At 53.1% G+C, this 20,693-nt stretch carries 19 protein-coding genes; 6 read left to right on the plus strand and 13 right to left on the minus strand.

Annotated features, from left to right (window positions below):
- Positions 1-5: 5 nt before the first annotated feature.
- Together NYE48_RS02170 and NYE48_RS02175 are read left to right on the plus strand one after the other, a co-directional pair.
- Positions 6-2,021 (plus strand): S-layer homology domain-containing protein, encoded by a 2,016-nt coding sequence (locus NYE48_RS02170; protein ID WP_340996613.1) that lies wholly within the window; start codon positions 6-8, stop codon positions 2,019-2,021.
- Complete coding sequence (locus NYE48_RS02175; protein WP_340996614.1) at positions 2,014-3,771, plus strand: DUF6531 domain-containing protein; 1,758 nt, start codon at positions 2,014-2,016, stop codon at positions 3,769-3,771. Before NYE48_RS02170 ends, NYE48_RS02175 begins: the two co-directional genes overlap by 8 nt.
- Here the strand turns inward: NYE48_RS02175 and NYE48_RS02180 are convergent.
- Entirely contained in the window at positions 3,655-4,080 is a 426-nt protein-coding gene (locus NYE48_RS02180) for a DUF1801 domain-containing protein (protein WP_340996615.1), read from the minus strand. The two genes, NYE48_RS02175 and NYE48_RS02180, sit on opposite strands and share 117 nt — an antisense overlap.
- Positions 4,081-4,176: 96 nt before the next feature.
- Complete coding sequence (locus tag NYE48_RS02185; RefSeq protein ID WP_212948654.1) at positions 4,177-5,961, minus strand: DUF5050 domain-containing protein; 1,785 nt, start codon at positions 5,959-5,961, stop codon at positions 4,177-4,179.
- Between the two features lie 385 nt (positions 5,962-6,346).
- Here NYE48_RS02185 and NYE48_RS02190 point away from each other — a divergent pair, with 385 nt between their 5' ends.
- Together NYE48_RS02190 and NYE48_RS02195 are read left to right on the plus strand one after the other, a co-directional pair.
- A complete protein-coding gene (locus NYE48_RS02190) occupies positions 6,347-6,766 on the plus strand; it encodes a hypothetical protein (RefSeq protein ID WP_340996617.1) in 420 nt (139 codons plus the stop codon).
- Positions 6,767-6,796: 30 nt separating this feature from the next.
- Positions 6,797-7,345, plus strand: a complete 549-nt coding sequence (locus NYE48_RS02195) for a hypothetical protein (RefSeq protein ID WP_212948657.1) — start codon at positions 6,797-6,799, stop codon at positions 7,343-7,345.
- Positions 7,346-7,531: 186 nt separating this feature from the next.
- Here NYE48_RS02195 and NYE48_RS02200 read toward each other — a convergent pair whose 3' ends face one another.
- The 10 genes from NYE48_RS02200 to NYE48_RS02245 all read right to left on the minus strand — a co-directional run bounded on the left by NYE48_RS02200 (position 7,532) and on the right by NYE48_RS02245 (position 17,214).
- Positions 7,532-8,080: an NADPH-dependent FMN reductase gene (locus tag NYE48_RS02200; RefSeq protein ID WP_340996620.1), complete on the minus strand. Its 549-nt coding sequence runs from the start codon at positions 8,078-8,080 to the stop codon at positions 7,532-7,534.
- 71 nt (positions 8,081-8,151) lie between these two features.
- Positions 8,152-9,324 (minus strand): MFS transporter, encoded by a 1,173-nt coding sequence (locus tag NYE48_RS02205; protein ID WP_212948659.1) that lies wholly within the window; start codon positions 9,322-9,324, stop codon positions 8,152-8,154.
- A gap of 77 nt (positions 9,325-9,401) precedes the next feature.
- Positions 9,402-9,950 carry a TetR/AcrR family transcriptional regulator gene (locus tag NYE48_RS02210; protein WP_340996622.1) on the minus strand — a complete coding sequence of 183 codons (549 nt, stop codon included), beginning with the start codon at positions 9,948-9,950 and terminating at the stop codon, positions 9,402-9,404.
- Between the two features lie 188 nt (positions 9,951-10,138).
- Positions 10,139-11,371, minus strand: a complete 1,233-nt coding sequence (locus NYE48_RS02215; RefSeq protein WP_340996623.1) for an aminopeptidase — start codon at positions 11,369-11,371, stop codon at positions 10,139-10,141.
- A gap of 202 nt (positions 11,372-11,573) precedes the next feature.
- Positions 11,574-12,224 (minus strand): amino acid ABC transporter permease, encoded by a 651-nt coding sequence (locus NYE48_RS02220; RefSeq protein ID WP_036713436.1) that lies wholly within the window; start codon positions 12,222-12,224, stop codon positions 11,574-11,576.
- A gap of 41 nt (positions 12,225-12,265) precedes the next feature.
- Positions 12,266-12,931: an amino acid ABC transporter permease gene (locus NYE48_RS02225; RefSeq protein ID WP_212948664.1), complete on the minus strand. Its 666-nt coding sequence runs from the start codon at positions 12,929-12,931 to the stop codon at positions 12,266-12,268.
- A gap of 82 nt (positions 12,932-13,013) precedes the next feature.
- A complete protein-coding gene (locus tag NYE48_RS02230; RefSeq protein ID WP_212948666.1) occupies positions 13,014-13,820 on the minus strand; it encodes an ABC transporter substrate-binding protein in 807 nt (268 codons plus the stop codon).
- A 59-nt stretch (positions 13,821-13,879) separates the two neighbouring features.
- Entirely contained in the window at positions 13,880-14,608 is a 729-nt protein-coding gene (locus NYE48_RS02235) for an amino acid ABC transporter ATP-binding protein (RefSeq protein ID WP_340996630.1), read from the minus strand.
- Between the two features lie 179 nt (positions 14,609-14,787).
- A complete protein-coding gene (locus NYE48_RS02240) occupies positions 14,788-15,489 on the minus strand; it encodes a YcnI family copper-binding membrane protein (protein ID WP_340996631.1) in 702 nt (233 codons plus the stop codon).
- Positions 15,490-15,543: 54 nt separating this feature from the next.
- Positions 15,544-17,214: a copper resistance CopC/CopD family protein gene (locus tag NYE48_RS02245; RefSeq protein ID WP_340996633.1), complete on the minus strand. Its 1,671-nt coding sequence runs from the start codon at positions 17,212-17,214 to the stop codon at positions 15,544-15,546.
- Positions 17,215-17,878: 664 nt separating this feature from the next.
- Between NYE48_RS02245 and NYE48_RS02250 the strand changes: the two genes are divergently transcribed.
- The gene (locus NYE48_RS02250; protein ID WP_197070030.1) at positions 17,879-18,046 is read left to right on the plus strand and encodes a hypothetical protein; all 168 of its coding nucleotides are present in this window, start codon (positions 17,879-17,881) and stop codon (positions 18,044-18,046) included.
- Between the two features lie 147 nt (positions 18,047-18,193).
- Here NYE48_RS02250 and NYE48_RS02255 read toward each other — a convergent pair whose 3' ends face one another.
- Positions 18,194-20,053, minus strand: a complete 1,860-nt coding sequence (locus tag NYE48_RS02255; RefSeq protein WP_340996635.1) for a bifunctional diguanylate cyclase/phosphohydrolase — start codon at positions 20,051-20,053, stop codon at positions 18,194-18,196.
- Positions 20,054-20,320: 267 nt separating this feature from the next.
- Between NYE48_RS02255 and NYE48_RS02260 the strand changes: the two genes are divergently transcribed.
- The gene (locus NYE48_RS02260) at positions 20,321-20,686 is read left to right on the plus strand and encodes a metal-sensitive transcriptional regulator (RefSeq protein ID WP_036713452.1); all 366 of its coding nucleotides are present in this window, start codon (positions 20,321-20,323) and stop codon (positions 20,684-20,686) included.
- Positions 20,687-20,693: the final 7 nt, after the last annotated feature.

The raw sequence follows: 20,693 nt of genomic DNA on the forward strand, positions 1-20,693 counted from the left end.
AAAACATGAGGGGTAGCACTAAAAAATGGATGACAGCTCTGCTTGCGGCAGGACTGCTGGGGGGAGTCATTCCGGAGGTACAGCGGATCTCAGCGGAAACCGTGTTCACCTACCAGGACGAAACGTCCCCGTTATCGATTAGCGGCGCCAACATCCGGATTTCGGGCGAACATGCGGTGTGGCGCGGAAACAGCGCCAAGCTGAAAGGGCAAATTTTTTACGGGAATACGAAAACCGGACAAAGCCAAGCGATTACGACCCATGGAAAATTGACCGATTCTCCTTCCGTCGGGATCAACGGCAAAGGGGAAGCGGTCGTCGTTTGGATCGATAAGCGGAATGACAGCGGCACCGACGATAATTTGAACTGGGACGTATACAGCTACAATGTCAGCACGAAAACCGAAACCAAGCTGAACAAAAATACGGGACAAAACAGCGCGCCGCTGGCGGACGGCGATTTCGTGGTCTGGCAGACGTTTCCTTCCTATACGATGACCTTGTACAACTTGGCAACTGGAGAGTTAACCGATTTGGGGCGAGGCCGGGATCCTGTGATAAAAAACGGACGCGTTGTCTACAAAGGCGGCGAAGACGGAGATTTATACGAATATAACGTTGCCGCGGGCAAACACAACAAAATCGTCGACCTGCCATATACCGAATATGTGGAGCGTTTTGTATTTAACGGCGAAGAAATTTTGTGGAAACAAAAAGATTTGGACGGAAACGGGAAATACGTCTACATAGATATGAGCAGCAACAGCCCGCAACCGGTCGATCTGACGAAGCCGGCCAAGGAAGGGCAACGCGAGTATAAAGAAATGAGCGTTTCCCGCGGAACGGCCGTTTGGCTGGAAGCTTCCGGCGATGCGGCGATCATGCGGGCGGCCGATCTGAAAAGCGGGCAAATCTTCAGTTTGGGCCTGACAAAACCTACCGCTTTCATCGGCTTTAACGGGGAGAAGTTGACATTCGTCAACAACGGAACGTTGGTTAGCCGTAATATTATCCGGACCGAAAAAACGGAAGCCACGCCGGCAAACGGCAGCGGAACCGGAAGCATACCGGCTGATGGCATCGTTATCGGGCCGAAAGGAGGCGTGGCGGCGAAGGGGCAAGCGTTCCAGCTTGAATTCGGCCAGGGAGCGTTCGCTTCCGATACCCGGATTACGCTTGAAAAAATCGGCAGCCTTCCGTCCGACCGTCTCGCGAGCGGCATGACCTGGACTGGCGTGGCGTGGAAGTGGACCGCGGACACGAAACCTTTGAAATCCGCTGCGCTAACCTTCCAGCTGGATGAGCCGCTGAAACATGCCGATGCGGCAAACCGCGCAGGCATTTACCGCTTTGACGAAAGCGCGGGACGCTGGGTATACAGCGGGGGAACGGTCGACGCGTTATGGAAAACGGTACGCGCGAAGGTTCAAGAGCCGGGTTTATACGGCATTTTCCTGTATGCGCCATCCTTTAAGGACATGAACGGCCATTGGGCGAAAGCGGAAGTGGAAGTGCTGGCCTCCCGGTGGATCGTGAACGGCATGGAAAACGGAGCGTTTGCGCCCGGGCAGCCGGTGACGCGCGCCCAATTCGCCAAGATGCTCGTTCAAGCCGCCGGACTGGATGCGCAGCAGCCTGAGAATCGCCGCTCCTTCCGCGACGTCCCTGAGGGGCATTGGGCGGCCGACTCGGTCGAGCAGGCGGCGGCAGCGGGATGGATCAAAGGGTATGAAGGCGGCCTGTTCAAGCCGAACGCGCCGATCACCCGGGCGGAAATGATGGTCATGCTGGCGAATGCGGCAGGCCTTCGTAAAGACGAACAAAGCGATCTCCTCGCCGGATACAAGGACGCCGGATCGGTTCGGGATTGGGCCAAGCCGTCCGTACAGGCCGCGATTCAAAGCGGGTTGATCAAGGGCGACGGGGATCGTCTGAATCCGGGAGCAACATCGACACGGGCCGAGGCCGCAATGGTCATTTACCGCTGGCTGGCGATGAAGGGAGTGGTGTTCCATGATTAATCGGCTGAAACCCCGGGCGCTAAAGGGCTGCTTCGACAAGCTTGGGACCGTCGGCAAAACGCTGCTGGCGTTCATTATTTTGATCGCTGGGTTTCCTTTGTTCCCGTCCCAGCAATTGCCGAAAGCTTTTGCGGAAACGTCGCTGCAAATCGACCCGTATTCTTTTAGTTCCGTGTACGGAGGACAGACGGAGGTCAGTTTCAGCTTCGACAATCCCGATCCGAACGATACGACGCAGCAGTCGCATGAAACGGTCATCAGTCTGGAACAAAACGGTTCTACCGTTGCCGTACTGCACGAAGGAACCTATCCGACCCTGAATAAAAACAAGTACGTATGGGACGGAAAAGTCAACGGAAAGCCTGCGGCGGAAGGCAAATATGAGATTAAAGTGACGCCGAAACGGTTTCCGAAAAACGGAAAAGCGGGCGAAGTCCAAATTTCGAACGCCAATCCGCCGGCGCCAAAGGGCATGGAAATCGTGCCCGATCCGGCAAGCGAGGAGCATGTCATCCGCGGAATCGCGGAAATCGGCACCAAGGTCGAGCTGAAGATGAAACGGATCCGCCGGGTGGGCGACGACACGACCGTAGACGACAGCAAAGTGGACACGCTCGCTTCGGGAATTCCGGTTCGTCCGCTCGCATCGGATTGGGCGAAAAAAATCGCGGTGGACAAAACCTATTTTACCGATTTTCCCGAAAGAGCCGACAACAAGCCGCAGAAATACGTCGGCGAGTGGGAGATCAAGGTCAAACTCCCGGCATACGAAATTGCTGAAATTCAGGCGTTTGCGACGAGGGATCTGGACAAAAAGCGTTCGAATGCGTCGGACACGCTCAGCGTGCTGCGTTATAAAACGCCTTCATGGGGCGTCAATTGGGCGGTCGTCGCCAGCTATTATTATAATGTCATCGAAAAGGACGCCATCGTTCAGAAGATTGCCGACATCGCCGAATTTAACGGCTTCCCCGTGCAGGATTGCAGCGGCCAGGTTTGTTACGGGACCCTCGAAAAGGACATCAACCTGCTCATTCTGAATCCGCGGCAAGCCGGCGAAATCGGCAGGGATGACGACGAGAGAATTCAGGAGGAATTCGCGAACCGCAACGGATTTCCGCTTGCCGCCGCGTTTGACCCGATCAACCTTGCAACAGGGGATTTCACTTTTTATCAAACGAATATCGACGTCCCGGCGTTGATGCCGCTCGACATGACCCTTACCTACCACAGCCGCGACAGATACGACGGGGATTTCGGGGTCGGATGGCATCATACGTACGAACGGAAGCTGGAATTCCGCGAAGGCGGAATCCTGTACGCCGTGTCACCGGAAGGCGCAAGCTTCCGCTTTGAGCCGATCGGCGGCGGACGTTATCAAGGCATGGACGGCCAGTACGATACGCTCGTCCAACAACCGGACGGCACCTTCACGCAGGAGACGCCGCAGAAGTGGAAATACACTTACCGGAAAGACGGCAAGCTGCTGCGGATCGCCGATGCCAACGGGAATACCGTTCAGCTGTCGTATGCCGGCAGCCTGCTGACGGAGATTTCGACGGAAGGCGCGAAGCTGACGCTCACCTACGGGGACGCCGCCAGCGCCCTTTTTTCATCCATACAAACTTCTCATTCACTCTCCACCAGGATACGTTTCCCGCAAAAACTTCACCGACTGGCGAATCAGCTCCTTCAGAATCTCTACGTCGATGTCCGCCACCTTGTTGATGTAGACGCAGCCTTTGCCTGACGTATGTTTTCCAAAATCCTTGAGCAGCGCCTCGCGCTGGTCGTCTCCCGGGGCGAAATACAGGCTGATTTTCGCTTTGCGCGGGGAAAACGAGACGAGCGGCGCATCGCCCTCATGGCCCGAAGCGTATTTGTAATGGTACGAACCAAAGCCGATGATGCCGGGTCCCCACATTTTGGCCGGATCACCCGTCGTTTCCGTAAAAATATCCAGCAGCTTATACGCATCTTCGCGTTTGCCGGGGTGGTCGATTTGCTCGATGAATTCGATGACGCTGTTTTCGGTTTCCTTCGTTTTCAGCTCATACATGAACCGGCACTCCTTTGCGGGGCATTCGCTTGTTTGCCAATCATCATACCTTATTTCGGACGGGATTTCACGTCGTCGCTGTTCCGGGGTTATCCGTTATTTTACGAAGTAAATTCCATCTTTGTAGACCAGCTTATAGATCATGCCCTCATCCGTCAGGAAGCCGTCGCGAATGCGGTCGTTCACCAATCGGACGTTGCCGCCTTTGGCATCGACCTTGTACAATCCGGGTTCATACCCGTTCGATACATAATACAGGCCTGTTTTGCCCGCGTAAAATGATGTGACCGTTTTATCGCTTCGTTTGAATTCTTTTCCCGCCGACGGGTCGTATTGATACAAGTTCCCCGGGATGGTATCCTTGCCTGCCTCATTTGAGGTGTAATAAAAGCTTCCGTTAGCAAATTGAACGTTCAGCATTTTTCTAGTCACAACGGTTTCGGGGGTTGCTCCGTTCAGGTTGGTTTTGCTCAGGTAACCCGATTCGGCGTCGATATAATAAACTTCGCTGCCGATCATCCAAAAGCGGCTGGCCGGAGGCGTCAGTTTCGTTTGGGTCGAGTCTGTCGGGTTGATTTTGTACACCGCGCTTTGGTCGTTCGGATCGGCTTCTTTATAACCTAACGTATACAGGTAGCCGTCTTTCACGTACATGGTGTTGTTCGATGCATAACCTATTCCGCCATCCGGGCTAAGCATCCGGTTAACCCCGTAAGCAAACTCCGGCTGGCCGACCGGCTTTTGTTCCCCCGTTTTCAGGTTGACGCGAGCCAAATTGCCTGACATGTCGGTCATGAAATTAAAGTTGGCTTTGTACAGATAATCCCCGGACTTCACGTATCCGGCAAAACTTTTGGCACCGGCTACCGGTTTTAACGCGCCTTTTTCGACTTTGTACAAGTCCACCCGGCCCAAAGTGAGTTCCCCGTTATTCAATGTGACAAACAAATCGTTATCGATCGATTCGACGCTACCCAGAAAAAGCCCTTGATCCGGTCCCATCGGCTTCAGCGAACTAACTTTTTGCGATTTCTGGGTTTTTAAGTCCAGTGCATGCAGTTCGGCCTGGTTATTTGTGATGTATGTCGCATAATAAAGCTTGCCGTTAAGGACTTGAAGCGATGTTATCTGCGGTTTCCCGGGCAGCTGGATCTGAACCTCTTTTTGCCCGTCCGTTTTTTTGAAAATTTGCTCGATCGTATTGTTCTTGGTATATGTTCGTTTGATATAGTAAGTTGTATTTCCATACCGGGTTAACGGCGAGATGTCCGCCGACATTTCCAAGGGCTTCCGCGGATCGGATAGCTGCGTTTTGATGCGGTCTTTGAGGGCTGCAGACTGCGTATCCTGCAAATCGACGGTAGCGCTGCCCATCAGGAGAAGTCCGTCGGACCATTGAATGTTTTTCCCGAGCGCTTCGGCAATGCTTTTTAAAGGAAGCATGATCTGGCCGTCTATTTTTTGCGGCGCGGCGTCCATCTCGCGGGGTTCGTTGTTGATCTTCATCGTGGTGCTGTTCACTTTCAGCTTGATGGTCTTTTTTAACTCGTAGTTCACCAGCATGACGTCGTCGGGACTTTTCGGCTGCCAGATGGCCTGCCAAGTTCCTTGGCCCTTGTCCAGCTCACTGGCGAGCGTGCTCATTAAGCGGATCGGGACGTACACGCGTCCTTCGCGCTGAACGATACGGTAATCGCTGAAGTAGTCGGCCATTTGCCCGTTAATATAGGCTTTTCCTTGAAAGTTTTGCGGGATGATCACGATGTGGTCGAACGCCTTGCTTAAAGGCTCCGGGGCGGTGCTTTCAGCCGCGTAAGCGGAAACGCTGCCGAATGCGAGCCAGGCAGACAACAACAGGGCGATGCTTTTGGATTTGTTCATCACGTGTTCTCCTTTTACGATTTGGAATGAAAAAAACGGGAATATGAAAATTTATCATCGGCGATGACGCAACCATGTGGAGATTGTTCATGATTATAGACGTACGTAACAGAGGAGATGTTTCCGTATTGAATTTTGAATAAATATTTAAAAACTTTTAAAAGTCCATCCAAAATTAAACAAAACGGACTACATTCCAACTGAAGGACGGATAAAGAGGATGATTGCAGCGAAGGAAGGATATGTTGCGGCAGTCAGTGTTGTGAAATCGACCATAGCGGGACTATACTATGTTGGGTTTTGTATATATTTATGGGAATAATGTGTAACTTTATATTTAATTAGTTGTTTATATTATATAAACCAAAAAAAGGAGGAGTATTTAATGAAGGCCTCAAAAAAATTTAAAACTAAGTTTTTGGGCATCCTATCACTCACAATTTTAGGCACCATGTTGACTTCAGTATCATCGGTATCAGCAGGTTCGGGAGCGACCGCAGATGCTAGTATGAATCAAACAGGAGGGTACTTACAAGGCGGAGTTGTTGTTTTTGCTGGTTATGATTTCGTCCCAGGTCCAATTAGAGCATATTTTGAGCTATATAGAAATGGTACTTTTCTTGGATCGAAGCAGGATGAAAGTAACAATTACTACCTTGATAAAAGTGCCGCTGCTCTTATTTCGGATAAAACGCATAGTCAATCAGGCTTATATACAATGACATGGTCTGGGCGAATAGGAGGCTACTACTGGAATGGTAGTGATTGGACTGATGCTGGAGAAACAAGTTATTATTTAAACTAACTAACTCAATTTTTGAAGAGGTGTTAACTAATGATAAAGCTGAATAGAAAAGTTATACTCCTTACATTTGTCATTTTCATTTTGATAACTGGTACAAGTGTCTATGCAAGTGGTGTTCTTTCTTCTCTTTTTCCAACTATAGGCTCGGAACACCAAGATATTGCGAAATCAGTTCAAGACCGTTTAACTCAATCATGGAATAAAGGAAGGGAAATAATACTAGAAACTCAACGAAGTGAAGAAGGGAAGGCATCTGCCACAAGTAGTGAAATCAGTAAAGACCTAGATTTATCAAATTGGACGTTCATAGATGTCACCCAGCTTCAAGATGAGTTATCTTCTTTTTCTGCTCAAGAGCGGTCTTCTTTTTTAGACGCTTTTTATAGTGAGGAGAGAAAGAATAATCTTGATGTAGGCGATTATATGCCAGCCTTGCTTATAAATCCAGATAAGTCACATGCTTTGGTATATTGGGAAAAAGCAAATGGCTCATACGTTGTGATGGATTTGAAAACTAAAAGTAATGATTCTAATTCATGGTATGTAAATGAAGTTAAAATTAAGGCCCCTAAAAAATAGACAATTCTCGAACATCTGGTGGCCAATTTACACTAATGGAAAACAAAATTAATGATGTACTGACTATCTGTATTAACGAAGAAGGAGCTGCGACAAGCAGCTCCTTCGCAGCAGGGGAGATGTTACCGCCGTTTTTTCGACACAATAGCAAAGCCCTTCCGCACCCGGAAGGGCTTTAACGACAAATCAGCTGCGGACCGTCTTTAACGCCGTTGCCCAACGAACCACCTGGTCCAGCATGTCGTTGACATGGGATGCATGCAAATCGGCGGGCTTAAACACCGTATAGTTTTCGAAATCCGTGAACAAATTCAGCGCCGGATGCGTGCGAACGTCGGCCACCTGCAGCTCCGCGAGGATTCCGCGCAAATGTTCGGCGGCGCGCGTTCCGCCGGAGGAACCGTAGCTGACGATGCCGGCTGCCTTGTTGTACCATTCGGTGCGCGCGCAGTCCAGCGCGTTTTTTAGCGCGCCCGTGATGCTGTGGTTGTATTCCGCCGTCACGAAGATGAACGCGTCCAAAGCGGATATTTTGTTCGCCCAAGCGGCTATTTGTTGTTCGCCGGCAGGATCGCCCAAAAACGGCAGACGGTAATCCGCCAAATCGACGATTTCGTAAACGGCGTCGCCGCGCCGAGAGGCTATGTCCAAAATCCATGTCCCCACCTGGGGGCTGACTCTCCCCGGACGCGTGCTTCCAAGGATAATTCCAATGTTCAAAAGATCGTTTGCCATTGTTTGTTTCCTCCTTAATATAAATGAATGTTAGTTAGTTGTAACTAACATTTTATTCAAAAAAAATGGGCCTAAGATGAAAGACTGCTATTCCCGGTCAGCTCCTCCTTTCCTCGCAGTATGGTTCTTCTGACAAAAACGGCGAAAATGAGCAAAGAAAGAAGTCCGGACACCGCGCATGCGGCAAACAAAAAAGGGTAACCCAGGTACTGGGAAATCAGGCCGAGCACCATCGACCCTAAGCCGATCCCCAGATCCATGGCGGTGAAAAAGGAAGCGTTGGCCACCCCTTTTTTCGTTGGGGCGACGAGGTTGACGGTTGCCGTCTGCAGCGTGGGCTGCGCCGATCCGAAGCCGATTCCGTACAACACCGCGGAACACATCACGCCCACGTAACCGGTGGATACGCTTAATACAGCCAGCGCAATCACTGCTATGATCACGGCCGGGATAACGACGGCTCCTTCGTTGTACCGATCCGCCAGTTTTCCGGCAAAGGGACGGGTGATCGTCAGGACGATGGCGTAAACCAAAAAGAACGTGCCTGCATTGACTTGAATGGATTCGGCGAACAGGGGGAGGAACGTAGTGATCCCGCCGTACGTCAGCGCCAGAAAAAATATCGATGCCGAAATAGGCAGCACGGATTTGTCGAAAAACGCCATTTTGTTTTTGCGGTCCGACCGGAAGGCAGGGACCCTGGTACACAATGCAATCGCGATGGCGGCGGCAGACAGGCAGGAGGCAAGCAAAATGGTGCGGTCAAAGGCGTAATGGCCGATCATCCACACGCCGACGATGGGGCCGATGGCCATCGAAACCGTCATGGACAGTCCATACCACCCCATGCCTTCGCCCCGGCGTTCCGCCGGAATGACGTCGGTGATCGACGTTCCGATCGACGTGGTGGAAAGGGCCCAGCCGAAGCCGTGCAAAATCCGCAGCAGCAGCAACAGTATCAGTCCACTGGCCCAGTTGTACAAAAACATCGAGACGGCAAACAAAATAAGTCCCGCCAGGATAAACGGACGTCGGCCATAACGGTCCAGCAGTCCGCCGACGATGGGTCGGGCGACTACCGCGGACAACGTAAAACCGCCGATGACAAGTCCCAGCTGCGCTTCGTCGGCCCCAAGGTCCTTGATGTGCAGCGGCAGCGTCGGAAGCAGGATATAAAAACCGAAACTCAAGAAAAACAACGTCACCATCAATCCGATAAACGTTTTGGTCCACAAACGGTCCATAAATAAGGCCTCCTCTATGAGCATGGTAATGATATACATGTTAGTTACTAGTAACTAACATTCGATCCAAAAAAAAATTACATCTTTAACCCTCTGGCCAATATGGATATCGATTCTTCGATGTGGTCTTCCCCTACTACAGGGACAATTCCTTCCAGCATCGTGCTTGCGATGAACTTCCCGTAATTGAACTTCATAACCGTCATAGCCTGGATTTCAGGGTCGCCTTGAACGACTTTGCCCTTTTCCTGCATGGTTTTGAGATATTCGGTGACGATGCTCAGGAATCTCACGGCATTGTTGTGAACGCCCCGATGGATTTCAGGCATCGTTTTTCGTTCCATGACGGAAATCAAATAGATTTTTTTATCTCTTTTTAGTACGTCATGGTACAGTTTGCTGATCATCAATAAATCGGCCTCGAGCTCATACGTGATGTTCTGTCTAATGATCTGCTCGATCGGGGTGGAGAACATGTAATTCTGCAAAATAGCTTCCAAAATCGCCTTTTTCGAGCCAAACGTCCGAAAAACGGTCATCTCGCTGACGGATGCGGCGGCGGCAATTTCCTTGATCGTAACGGCTTTATAGCCTTTCTCGGACATGAGTTCGACGGTGGCTGCCAATATTCGGTCGGCCGTGTTTTCGGTTTTGGTACTCAGACGGGATCACCTCGCTTCTGTGTTAGTTAGCGACAACTAACATTTTTGCTCTGATCATACAATTCCATTCCTTGGATGTCAAGGGGGTCAGGAGCCCGACCGGCGAAGCGATCGGAGCTCCTGCCTTTTTTTGATGATGATATCGATTCAAACTAAAACGCCCAATTGCCGTTCCGGAACACCGGCTCGATGGCGCCGTCGGCGGTAATGCCGTCGATGTCCATGTCCGCCGAGCCGATCATGAAGTCGACGTGAATCAGGCTGTGGTTCAGCCCGGCTTGGTCCAGCTCTTCGCGGGACATTGCCAATCCGCCTTCCACGCAAGTCGGGAATGCATCGCCCAGAGCCAGGTGGTTGGAGGCATTTTCGTCGTACAACGTGTTGAAAAAAATCAAATTTGACTCGGAAATCGGGGAGCGATGCGGCACCAGCGCCACTTCGCCCAAATTACGGGCGGCTTCGTCGATGCCGAGCATCGTTTTTAACGATTCATAACCCGTTTCCGCGGAAAAATCGACGACCTTGCCGTTTTCGAACGTCAGGCTGAAATTTTCGATCAGGTTGCCCTGATAACTGAGCGGTTTGGAGCTGCGCACGACGCCGCGGGTTCCTTCCTTGCGCGGCGACGTAAACACCTCTTCGGTGGGCACGTTCGGGTTAAACGGGTTGTTCTGCGCGTTGACCGCGGTGCCGCCGTTCCAAATATGATGATCCGGAAGCTCGACCGTCAGGTCGGTACCCGGGGCGCGATAATGCAGCTTTTTGTATTGTTTGCGGTTGAGGTACGCCCTTTTGTCATGAAGGGTTTCATTATGCTCGCGCCAAGCCTGCACCGGCTGCTCCCGGTCGGCCCGGGACGCCTTGAAAATCGCCTCCCACAGCGCTTGGATCGCCGCCTCCTTATCGAGGTCCGGGAATACGAGCTTCGCCCAGCCTTCGGACGGCACGCCGATGATCGACCACGTGAATCTGCTGGCGGACATGTCCGCCCTCCATTTGGCCAGCGCCGCTCCGGCGGCTTTGGAACTCGCTGCAATCCGTTTCGGATCGATGCCTTTTAGCAGTTCCGGGTTGCTGGATTCGAGAAACAAAAAGGCCCCGCCTTCCTCGCCGAACTGCTGCACCGCTTGCGCTCTCCATGCCGGATAGGTTTCAAAGGCTTCGTCCGGCGCGAGGCGGTATTTGATCTGCGTGCTGATTTCATCCTGCCATTCGATATGGACGAGTTTGGCACCGGCTTTATAGGCCTGCTCCGTCACCAGACGAACGAATTCGGGCTGATGGATCGGCGCGCTGATCCACAGCGATTGGCCGGGCTGAATGTTCACCGCGATTTTGACGGCCAGCTCGGCGTATTTTTCTAAACAGCTTTGGAAATTTATCATGATTTCCTCCTTCGGAATCGGGATCAGGATATATCCATTCGTCTTTTGCGGTTCGATTTCCTTTTTTGGAGGCCTGGAAGACGCCATGCAAAAAAAGAGGCAACCCCTTTGCAAGCAAACGGGCTGCCTCTTTCCGATTTGTCAGGATCATTCATCCGTGGGGCGAGTCACGGTAAAAGGGGGCCGGAAACGTCCGGACGGATTATGCGGTTTTGGCCTCCAACCGCCGGGCAATGATGGATAGGGTATAGTTGACCGCAAAATACAATACGGCGGCCAAAAGCAGGGACGGGATGACATAGTTCGGGCTGTGCCCCTGCAAGATCTGTATATTGTGCATCATTTCCGGAAGCAAAATAATGACGCAAAGCGAGGTATCTTTGAGCAGGGAGATGAACTGGCTGACGATCGGCGGCACCATGCGGCGCAGCGCGAGCGGGAGAATGATGCAGCGCATCGTCTGCATGTAGCCGAGCCCGGAGGAACGGGCGGCTTCGATCTGGCCGCGGTCCACGGAGTTGAGGCCGCCGCGGACGATTTCGGAGATCATCGCGCCTTCGAAAATGGTCAGGGCCGAGACGGCCGCCCACAACAGAGGTAGCTTGACCCCGACTAACGGAAGAACGATATAGATGAAATAGATGATCAGCAGCAAAGGCAAATTGCGGATCAGATCGATGATGACGGCCAAAACACGATACAGGATCGGAATTCGGGCATAACGAATGGCGCCGAGCAGCGTACCGAGCACGAAGCTGAACGCGATCGAAAGGGTAGCCACGAGAAGGGTGACGCCGAATCCCTGCAGAATGAAGGAAAGGTTCGGCCAGGAGTACGCTCCCGCAAAATCCATGCTTTAAGCCTCCTTTCGCAAAAATGATGCGTTTCCCCGGTCTAACGGTCCGCGGCGCGGAACCTCCGTTCCATGTAATGCACCGCCATGCTCAGCGGCAGGGTCAGGATAAGGTAAAATAAAGCCACGATCGTGTAGACGGTTAACGGCAGGAAGGTGTCTGCATTGATCAGGTCGGCATAATACATCAAATCGAAGCCGGAGACGACGGCGAGAATGGACGAGTTTTTCACCAGGTTAATAAACTGATTGCTGATTGAAGGCAGCACGATTTTGATCGCTTGCGGCAGGATGATATGCACCATCGTCTGCATATAGGAAAGCCCCGTTGCCCGGGCCGCTTCGCTCTGGCCGGATGGCACGGACTGGATCCCTGCGCGGATGGCCTCGGCGATGAAGGATGCGGTGTATACCATCAGGCCGAGGGTGCCGGACGTAAAACCGTCCAGCGGCACGCCAAGCGTCGGCAGCCCGAGGAAAAAGACGAACACGACGAGCAACAAGGGGATGTTGCGGATGAATTCGACGTAAGCGGTACCGATCCAGTTCAGCGGCTTCAGCGGCGCGATGCGCATGACGGCGATGATCGTCCCGAGAATGAAGCTGCCGACAAGGGCCAGGGCGCTGGAACCGATCGTATGCAGAAAACCTGCGGAAAACCGGTCCCAATGGTCAAAAAGGATGTGAATGTCGAACTTTCCCTCCATGCTTAAACTCTCCTTTCCCTAAAGATAAGCCCGAAGGAGGACGGGGGGAGGCCGAAGCCTCCGATGGATGCCGCAAAGTCCCTTACTCCGGTTTCACGCCCATCCATTGCTCGTATAACTTGTCGTATTCGCCGCTTTCTTTCATTTCCTTCAACAGGTCGTTGACGACGCCGACGAATTCCGAGTCCCCTTTTTTGATGGCGATGCCGTAAGGCTCGTCGGTGAAGTTGCCTCCGACCAGCTCATAATTCGGATCCTGCTTCTGCATGCCGAGCAAAATGGCGTTGTCGGTCGTCAGGGCGTCCCCTTGGCCGGCTTTCAGCGCGGTGAACGCATCCTGGTAGTTTTCGAATTCCAGCACGGTGGCGTCCGGTGCTTTTTCGCGGATGTTTTTCGCCGAAGTCGAACCTTTTACGGCCAATACTTTGGTTCCTTTTTTCAAATCCTCCAGGCCTTTGATGGGGCTGCCCTTTTTGACGAGAAGGGATTGGCCCGCCTTAAAATAGACATCGCTGAAGTCGACCTGCTTCTTGCGGTCTTCCGTGATGGTCATCGTCGCGATGATCAGGTCGATATCGCCGTTTTGCAGCAGCGGAATCCGGGTTTTGGAGGTAACCTCCTTCAGCTCCACCTTGTTTTCGTCGCCGAGGATCTTTTTGGCGAGCGCTTTGGCGATGTCGATATCGAAACCTTCCACCTTGCCCGTAGCCGGGTCCTTCAGCCCGAACAGCTTCGTGTCGTATTTCACGCCGGCGATGACCTTGCCGCGCTCCTTGATGGCCGCCAGGGTGCCTCCCTCGGCGTTCTTTTTCCCGCCGCCGCAGCCGGCAAGCGCCAAGCAGGTTACAAGCAGGATCAGCAGCAGGCTGACATAGGATCTTTTTTTCATTCGTTTTTACCCCTTTCTTTTCGCGTGTTCCCGAAACATATGTAAGCCACAGTGATCAATCAATGCCGGATCAGGCGGCTGAGGAACAGCCGGGCCCGCTCCTCGCGCGGTTCCCGGAAAAAATCGGCGGCCGTCGCTTCCTCGAGGATTTGGCCGTTGTCCATGAACACGATCCGGTCGGCGGCTTCCCGGGCAAATCCCATCTCATGCGTGACGATGACCATCGTCATGCCCTCATGGGCCAGGTCCCGCATGACGTCCAGCACTTCGCCGATCATTTCCGGATCGAGGGCGGAGGTGGGTTCGTCGAACAGCATGATTTTCGGCTTCATGGCGAGCCCTCTGGCAATCGCTACCCGCTGCTGCTGGCCCCCGGAGAGCTGGGAAGGATAACTTTCGGCCTTGTCGGCGATGCCGACCCGCTTCAAATACGCAAGGGCTCTTTCCTCCGCCTCCGCCTTGCTTAAGCCGAGCACCTTCATGGGAGCGAGCGTGATATTGTCGATCACTTTTTTATGGGGATACAGGTTAAAATGCTGGAATACGATGCCGATGTCGCGGCGGAACCGGTTGATGTCGATTTTTTTATCGTGCAGCGGCGTGCCGGCCACAACGAGCTCGCCGGTGGATATCGTTTCCAAGCGATTGATGCAGCGGAGCAGCGTGCTTTTGCCGGAGCCGGAGGGACCGATGATGACGACAACCTCGCCTTCTTCGATCCGCAGATTGATATTTTGCAGAACCTGAAAGCTGCCGTAAGCTTTGTCGACCTTGCGAAACTCGATCATATCGATGACCTCCCTTCGTCCATATTTGCGTCCGCACTTAAATGGGTGGACGCATACATTTTTACAATATATGGCCGGGCTGAAGGCATCATGCTAGATATTGCGACCTGCTTGTCCGCTTCCGGTGAACATGAAAAAGCCCGAGCCTATCCTAGGCACGGGCTTTGCGGATCTTATAACTACCGTTTTTTCTTGGCTAATGCGGCAACAAGAGCAATGATGGACAACACGAGCGCGGCAATCGAGACGACCAGCGTAGCGGTTTGTACGCCACTGGAGGACGAGTTGTCGGAGGCGGCGGGAGCCGTAGCGGCGTTTTCCGCGCTGCCCGCGTTCCCTTGCGTCTGTTCTTGCTGTCCTCCGGCCGCGGCATTGTGGCCGTGATCGGCCGGTTCAGACGCCTGGCCGGCAGCGGTCGTGATTTTCGTGATCGAATGCGGGGATTCGGAGCCTTCGTCGCCGCTCCATTCCACGATGCTTCCGTCTTTGTAATACTGGAACGCATCCCAGGCGACTTCCGTTTCTTTGCCGGGATTATGGGCCACGAAATTGAACTGCTGGAATTCGCCGGCTTGAATGCCTGCGCCGGTCGCTTCCCAGGTGATGCTGCTGATTTTGCCGGAGCCGTCCTTTTCGGTGGCGACTTTCCAGTCCGGAACCGGCTGATAGTTCATCAGCTCGACGCCTTCCGGCACTTTCAAGGTGACTTTGGTCGTCGGGATCTCTTTTTCGGACGGGATTTTGATCGTATAGGTTTCCCAGGCATCGGGCTGGGAGACGGCCGGCTTGACGGTGACATGCGCGCTGGCGATGCCCGAAAAGAGCAGGAATCCCGCCGCGGCGGTCGCAATAAACGGAAGACGTTTAAACAGTTTCATCATCGTTTCTCTCCTTATTTGCATTTTGGATTTTTTTCAACTTTTCATTTCATGGCCTTAATGATTACCGACATGAATGACGATATCGGTGTCCCAGGACTCGAGCTTGTCGGTCAGGACGTGCACATGGACGTTCCATTTGCCGGCCATCGTGATCAGATTGCTTGCTTTGAAGCCTTCCGGCTTGCCGCCCGGCATCACGATTTCGTATTTGCCCATGTCCATGTCAAGATGCGTCAGCGTGAGCTTCACCTGCTGAATCGCCGTCACGGGCTGCCCTTGACCGTCTTTGATTTGCACCTCGAATTCGTTCGTGCCTGTTACGTTCGGAGTGATTTTCAGCGCGACGACCGCTTTGTTTTCCAGCGTCTGCTGCACGTCGACCGGCCCGGGCGAAGAAGCCGCCGTAGGCATGTTGGTCAGGGCCGCCGCCAGTACCAAGGCCAATGCGCCTGCCGTAAGTTCAAACCACACGCCCGCCCCCAAGGATTGTTTGCCTTCTTTGCCGCGCAGCCAGTTCATGGCGGCGCAGCCGACCATGACGAGAAGCAGGGCGCTTTTGCCGTACAGGATCTTTCCGTACGCCGTGTGGAAAAGCGAATACCACGTCGGCACGTTTTGCAGGCTGGCATATACTCCGCTGATCAGAATCAGGATCACGAAGACCGTGCCCCATAAGCTGAATCTCCGGATCACGGAAAAATATCCCTGTTTTCGTTCCTCGGCCCCGGACGGCAGGGCCGCTTCTTTCGGCAGCAGCGCCCCGAAGGCCAGCAGGCTGCCGAGCCACAGGGAAGCGGCGCCCAAATGAAGGAAGTCCATCGCGATGCCGAGCGCTTTTTGAGAAGAGGCGGCCGGATGGCCGATAAAAGCTTTGGCCAGCAGCAGGACCATCACGAGCAGAAAGGCGACCGTACCCGCGATGTAGGCATTGTCCTTGTCCTTGATTTTCGGCAGGGCGTAGGCGAGGCCGATAAGAATCGCCAGCAGCAGCAGCTGCACCAGCCAGACTTCGCCGAAGCTCGTAATCCGCAGCATTTTGAGCAGCAGGGAAGGGTCGGACGCAACGCCGCTCCAGCCGACGCCGGCATCGATCCCCGTTTGCAGCGGCAGACTGATCAGGAAGCTTGCGGCGAACACGGCGATGCTGATCCACATCATCCACAAGCTTCGGCGCGACCACGGCGGACGGATTCCCGCACCGGCCGGAAGCAGGTACAGCTGGTAGAAATAAACGCCTGCAAGGAAGGCCAGGCTGTTGTAAATAAGCCAGCGAACGGCGATCAGGTCGGCGCCGGGCCAACCGGCGGACACGACCGTTTCGGACCCGGCCGCACCGCTGCCGCCTTCACCGATCCGGAACGAATAGGTTCCTTCGATGGGGTGCCCGTCGGCCGATACCGCTTTCCACTGCACGGCATACATGCCGTTGGGAAGATTCGGCTGCAGGTCGGCCTCGAGCGCCGAGTTTTCCCCATCGGGAAAACGGCTTTCGCTCGCGTTGACCGTTTTGCCGGCGGAGTCCGTCACTTTGATTGCGTGGAAAGCCTTTTGCAGCGGCTCGTTGAAATAAATGTCAATTTTGGCCGGAGGCTTTTGCAGCGCCTCGTTTTCGGCCGGAGACGATTTGACGATATACGCATGGGACGAAACCGTTCCGGGATACAGCAGCAGGACGGCAAGGATCACCGTCATCAAACCGGAAAGCAGCCGCGTTTTTGTGTTCAATGGATCACCTTCGATCTGGGGATTTGCAAAAAGGCGTTGGTGTCGAAAGCCTGTTTGCAAACCACCGGATTGTTGTTCTTTGGGAAGAGGATTTTGCAAAATGCGATGAAATATACGCCTGAACGGCACGAAGGACAAAGGTTCGCCCCTTCCGTCACGTTTCCTTTAGCCCAGAAATCATTGTATAGCCGGACCTTCCGGAAGGAAATGACCCGTGTGGGCTATAAGGACCACGGACAAACTTCCGCCCGAAACCGAAAATGCCTCAAACCCGCGGCGCTTCGGGAAAAGACGGGCATGTGGCAAAATTCCGAAAAGTACAGGAAAACGAAGCATTTGGTGGAAGGGAAGCGCTGCGGTTTCCAACCGGGTCAAGCTCAGGGTTTTTTTGTGAACGTCTAGGCCCGCGATGCCCTTCATCTGGAAGGAAGAGGGGCATCGCTGCTGGTACATGAACGCGCATCGGCTCTCTAACGGGGGATAACGGAGGAAATCGGAGCATCTTTCCGGCTGGCACCGTTTATGGCGGGCTCCCGCGGGCTCAGCTGTCTCAGGGAAGTTTCTGGTTTTTTCTGAACGTTTTTAATCTGTTTCACATCGCTTTATAATGAATAAATAAGAAAAACTTCCCGAGCAGGGGAAATCATTTATCAGGAGTGATGACATGAGCCAGGCCGTATTGGAGCGTCGCAGCGAGATGCTGAAGAAACATATTCAACAACTGCTTATCCGGGATAACCAGCACGGAATCAGCCGGCAGCAGAGCTTGTTCCTGCAGCAAATGATCAAGGAGCTTCATCAGACTTCGCATGAAATGAACGGCAGCAAATAAGACTCAGGCAACGCGTGCAGGAACCGGAATCATTTTGGATGTTCATAAGATCAGAATAAGGCTGTTCCTCAGAACCGCACCCCAGGTAGACGAAATCAAACTACGATGGGGGGCCGGGTTCAGGGAACAGCCTTTTTGTGCATTGTATTAACCCAAGGTTGGGTGCTCTTTTCCGCCTGTGTCCATGACGCTAGCGCCTTTTTCTTCAATGTATCCGATGAACAGTCCGGCAAGCTCGGGATCGAACTGGGTCCCCGAACAGCGGCGAAGTTCCTCGACGGCTTCCCGGACGGATTTGGTCGGCTGGTAAGGCCGTTCCGAGGTCATCGCGTCGAAGGAATCGATGATGGTCAGCATCCGGCATAATAGCGGAATTTCGGCCCCTTTATAGCCGTGGGGATACCCGGTACCGTCAAACCGTTCATGATGCAGCTCGATATACGGCGCGAGATCCTTGAACTTGTCGCTTGTGATCGCCATTTCCTTGCCCCAATTGACGTGTTTCCGGACCGCGGCCCATTCTTCGGGAGTCAGCTTGCCTTTTTTGTTCAAAATTTCCCACGGAATTTCCAATTTGCCGATGTCGTGGATCAGGGCGCCGAGCACGAACTGCCTGCGGGCACTCGGATCGAGCTTCAATAGCAGGCTCATGTCCATGGCATAGCGGAATACCCGCTTGGAATGTTTAAACGTATTGATGTCTTTATACAAAAAGAGATTCAGCAGCTGCTCGATGTCCCGCACATCCTGCGCGATTTCGATTTCTTGTTCGAGCGGGACGGAGCTGCCGTAGATGTACGCGATATTTTTGCCCTGCTTTTTGGCGTCGTACAGCGCCTGATCCGCCTGCAGGACAAGCATGGATTTGTCGTGGATGTCGATATGGTAACCGGAAATGCCCGCCGAGAAGGAAAGGCATGCATGCGGCAAAATTTCCACTCCGGCAAAAGGCGTATCGTTGACCTTTTTGCGCAGCCGGTCCACGAACACAAGCGCCTCCTGTTCGGTAAACCCGGGCATCAGCAGCGTAAATTCCTCTCCGCCGTACCGGGAAGCGGTGATGTTCGCTTGCTCGGCTTCCTCTTTCAAGATGGACCCGAGCAGCCCCAGCAGCTTATCTCCTTCCAAATGGCCGAAATGGTCGTTATACCGTTTGAAATCGTCGATATCGATCATGACCAGGGAAAGGGGGGAGCCCTCGGACCGGGCCTGCCGGATTTCGTCTTCGAGAAGGCTTTCGAAATAGCTGTGATTGAACAGCCCCGTGCGCTGATCCCGGATCGCCCGTTCCTGAAGCTGCAAATACATATCGAACAGCTTTTTGAAGAGGTGGGACAAAAAAATGCTGATGCCGAGGAACAATACGAGCCCGGTAACCCCGTTGTTTTCGATCAGAATGGTAAGAACGAGCGACAAAATCAGGATGCACGTGTACACAAGCGCCGACTCCTGCAGCAGCCCCCTGACGGTGGCGCCGATCCGGCTCCGGTCGGTGAGATAATAATAGATTCCGATGCAGAGGACATTGACGGCGAAGTATATAATCAGGGCGCCTACATAAGATAGTAAATGGCGGTTTTCCAATTGTCCCAGCCGGCCTCCAAGCCCGTCGAAAACGGCGCCGGCCGCGCTGATCATGATCGCGTAAATGGAGAAATTGGTAAAATGCTTCCATCCCGACACCTTCCGCTCGACAAGGGCGAACAGAAGCGAGCTCAGGAAAAGGAGGGCAAGCGCCGCCGGCGTTCCGTAAATAAAGAGGCAGGCAAGGTACACCGCCGAATCCATCGACTGTTTGTTGCCTTCCGGGGGAATCTGAAAAGTATAAAAATATAGGACAAGAGACGCCGCGAACATCGACGCCGGCACCGCCCACTGTCCGGACGCAAAATCCCAAGAAAGACGGCTGATTTGCAGCCCAAACAGGAAGGTGCCGAGGACGCAGAACAAAAGGGCATTCATGTTTGCCGTAAACCAGGATCGCATGATCGGGTATTTTTTTACCATGGATATTTCCCCTGTTCAATCAGATTGTTCTGAAAGTTGAAGCATGAAGCAATTCCTATCAAAACAACATTGCTTGTTAAATCAATATAAGGGAATCGTTTTTAGTTCGCAAATATTGTTTCGCATTCCATGCAGCGGGTTGCCAAAAAAACGAAAATGGGGCCAGGGAAAATCGGATGCGGCGATGCCGATGAATGCCGCTTGCATACCTAGAGGGGGTATAGTATAATGATCTCGAAGGCTTCGATATAAAGGAGGTGGAGTGAGATGATTGCCCAGACTGAACTTAAGGAGAAAGATCCGGCCGGAAACGATGCCGGGCTTCGGAGCGATGCCTGTGCGGAAGGCTGCAGCGAGCGGCACAGCCACCATTCGAGTCAAACGAAAAATAATCTCATCACCCGCCTGAACCGCATCGAAGGACAGATTCGCGGCGTCAAGGGCCTGATCGAAAAGGACACCTATTGCGACGACGTCCTGAATCAGATCGCTGCGATCCAGGCCGCTCTCAACGGGGTCGGCAAGCTGCTGCTGGAAGGCCACATGAGAAGCTGCGTGGTCGAACGGATTGAATCCGGGGAATACGAAGTCATCGACGAACTGCTCGTCACCGTCAAGAAGTTAATGAAATAACATCCCG

The sequence above is a fragment of the Paenibacillus sp. FSL M7-1455 genome, from assembly GCF_038004655.1.
Lineage (GTDB): Bacteria > Bacillota > Bacilli > Paenibacillales > Paenibacillaceae > Paenibacillus_AQ > Paenibacillus_AQ cookii.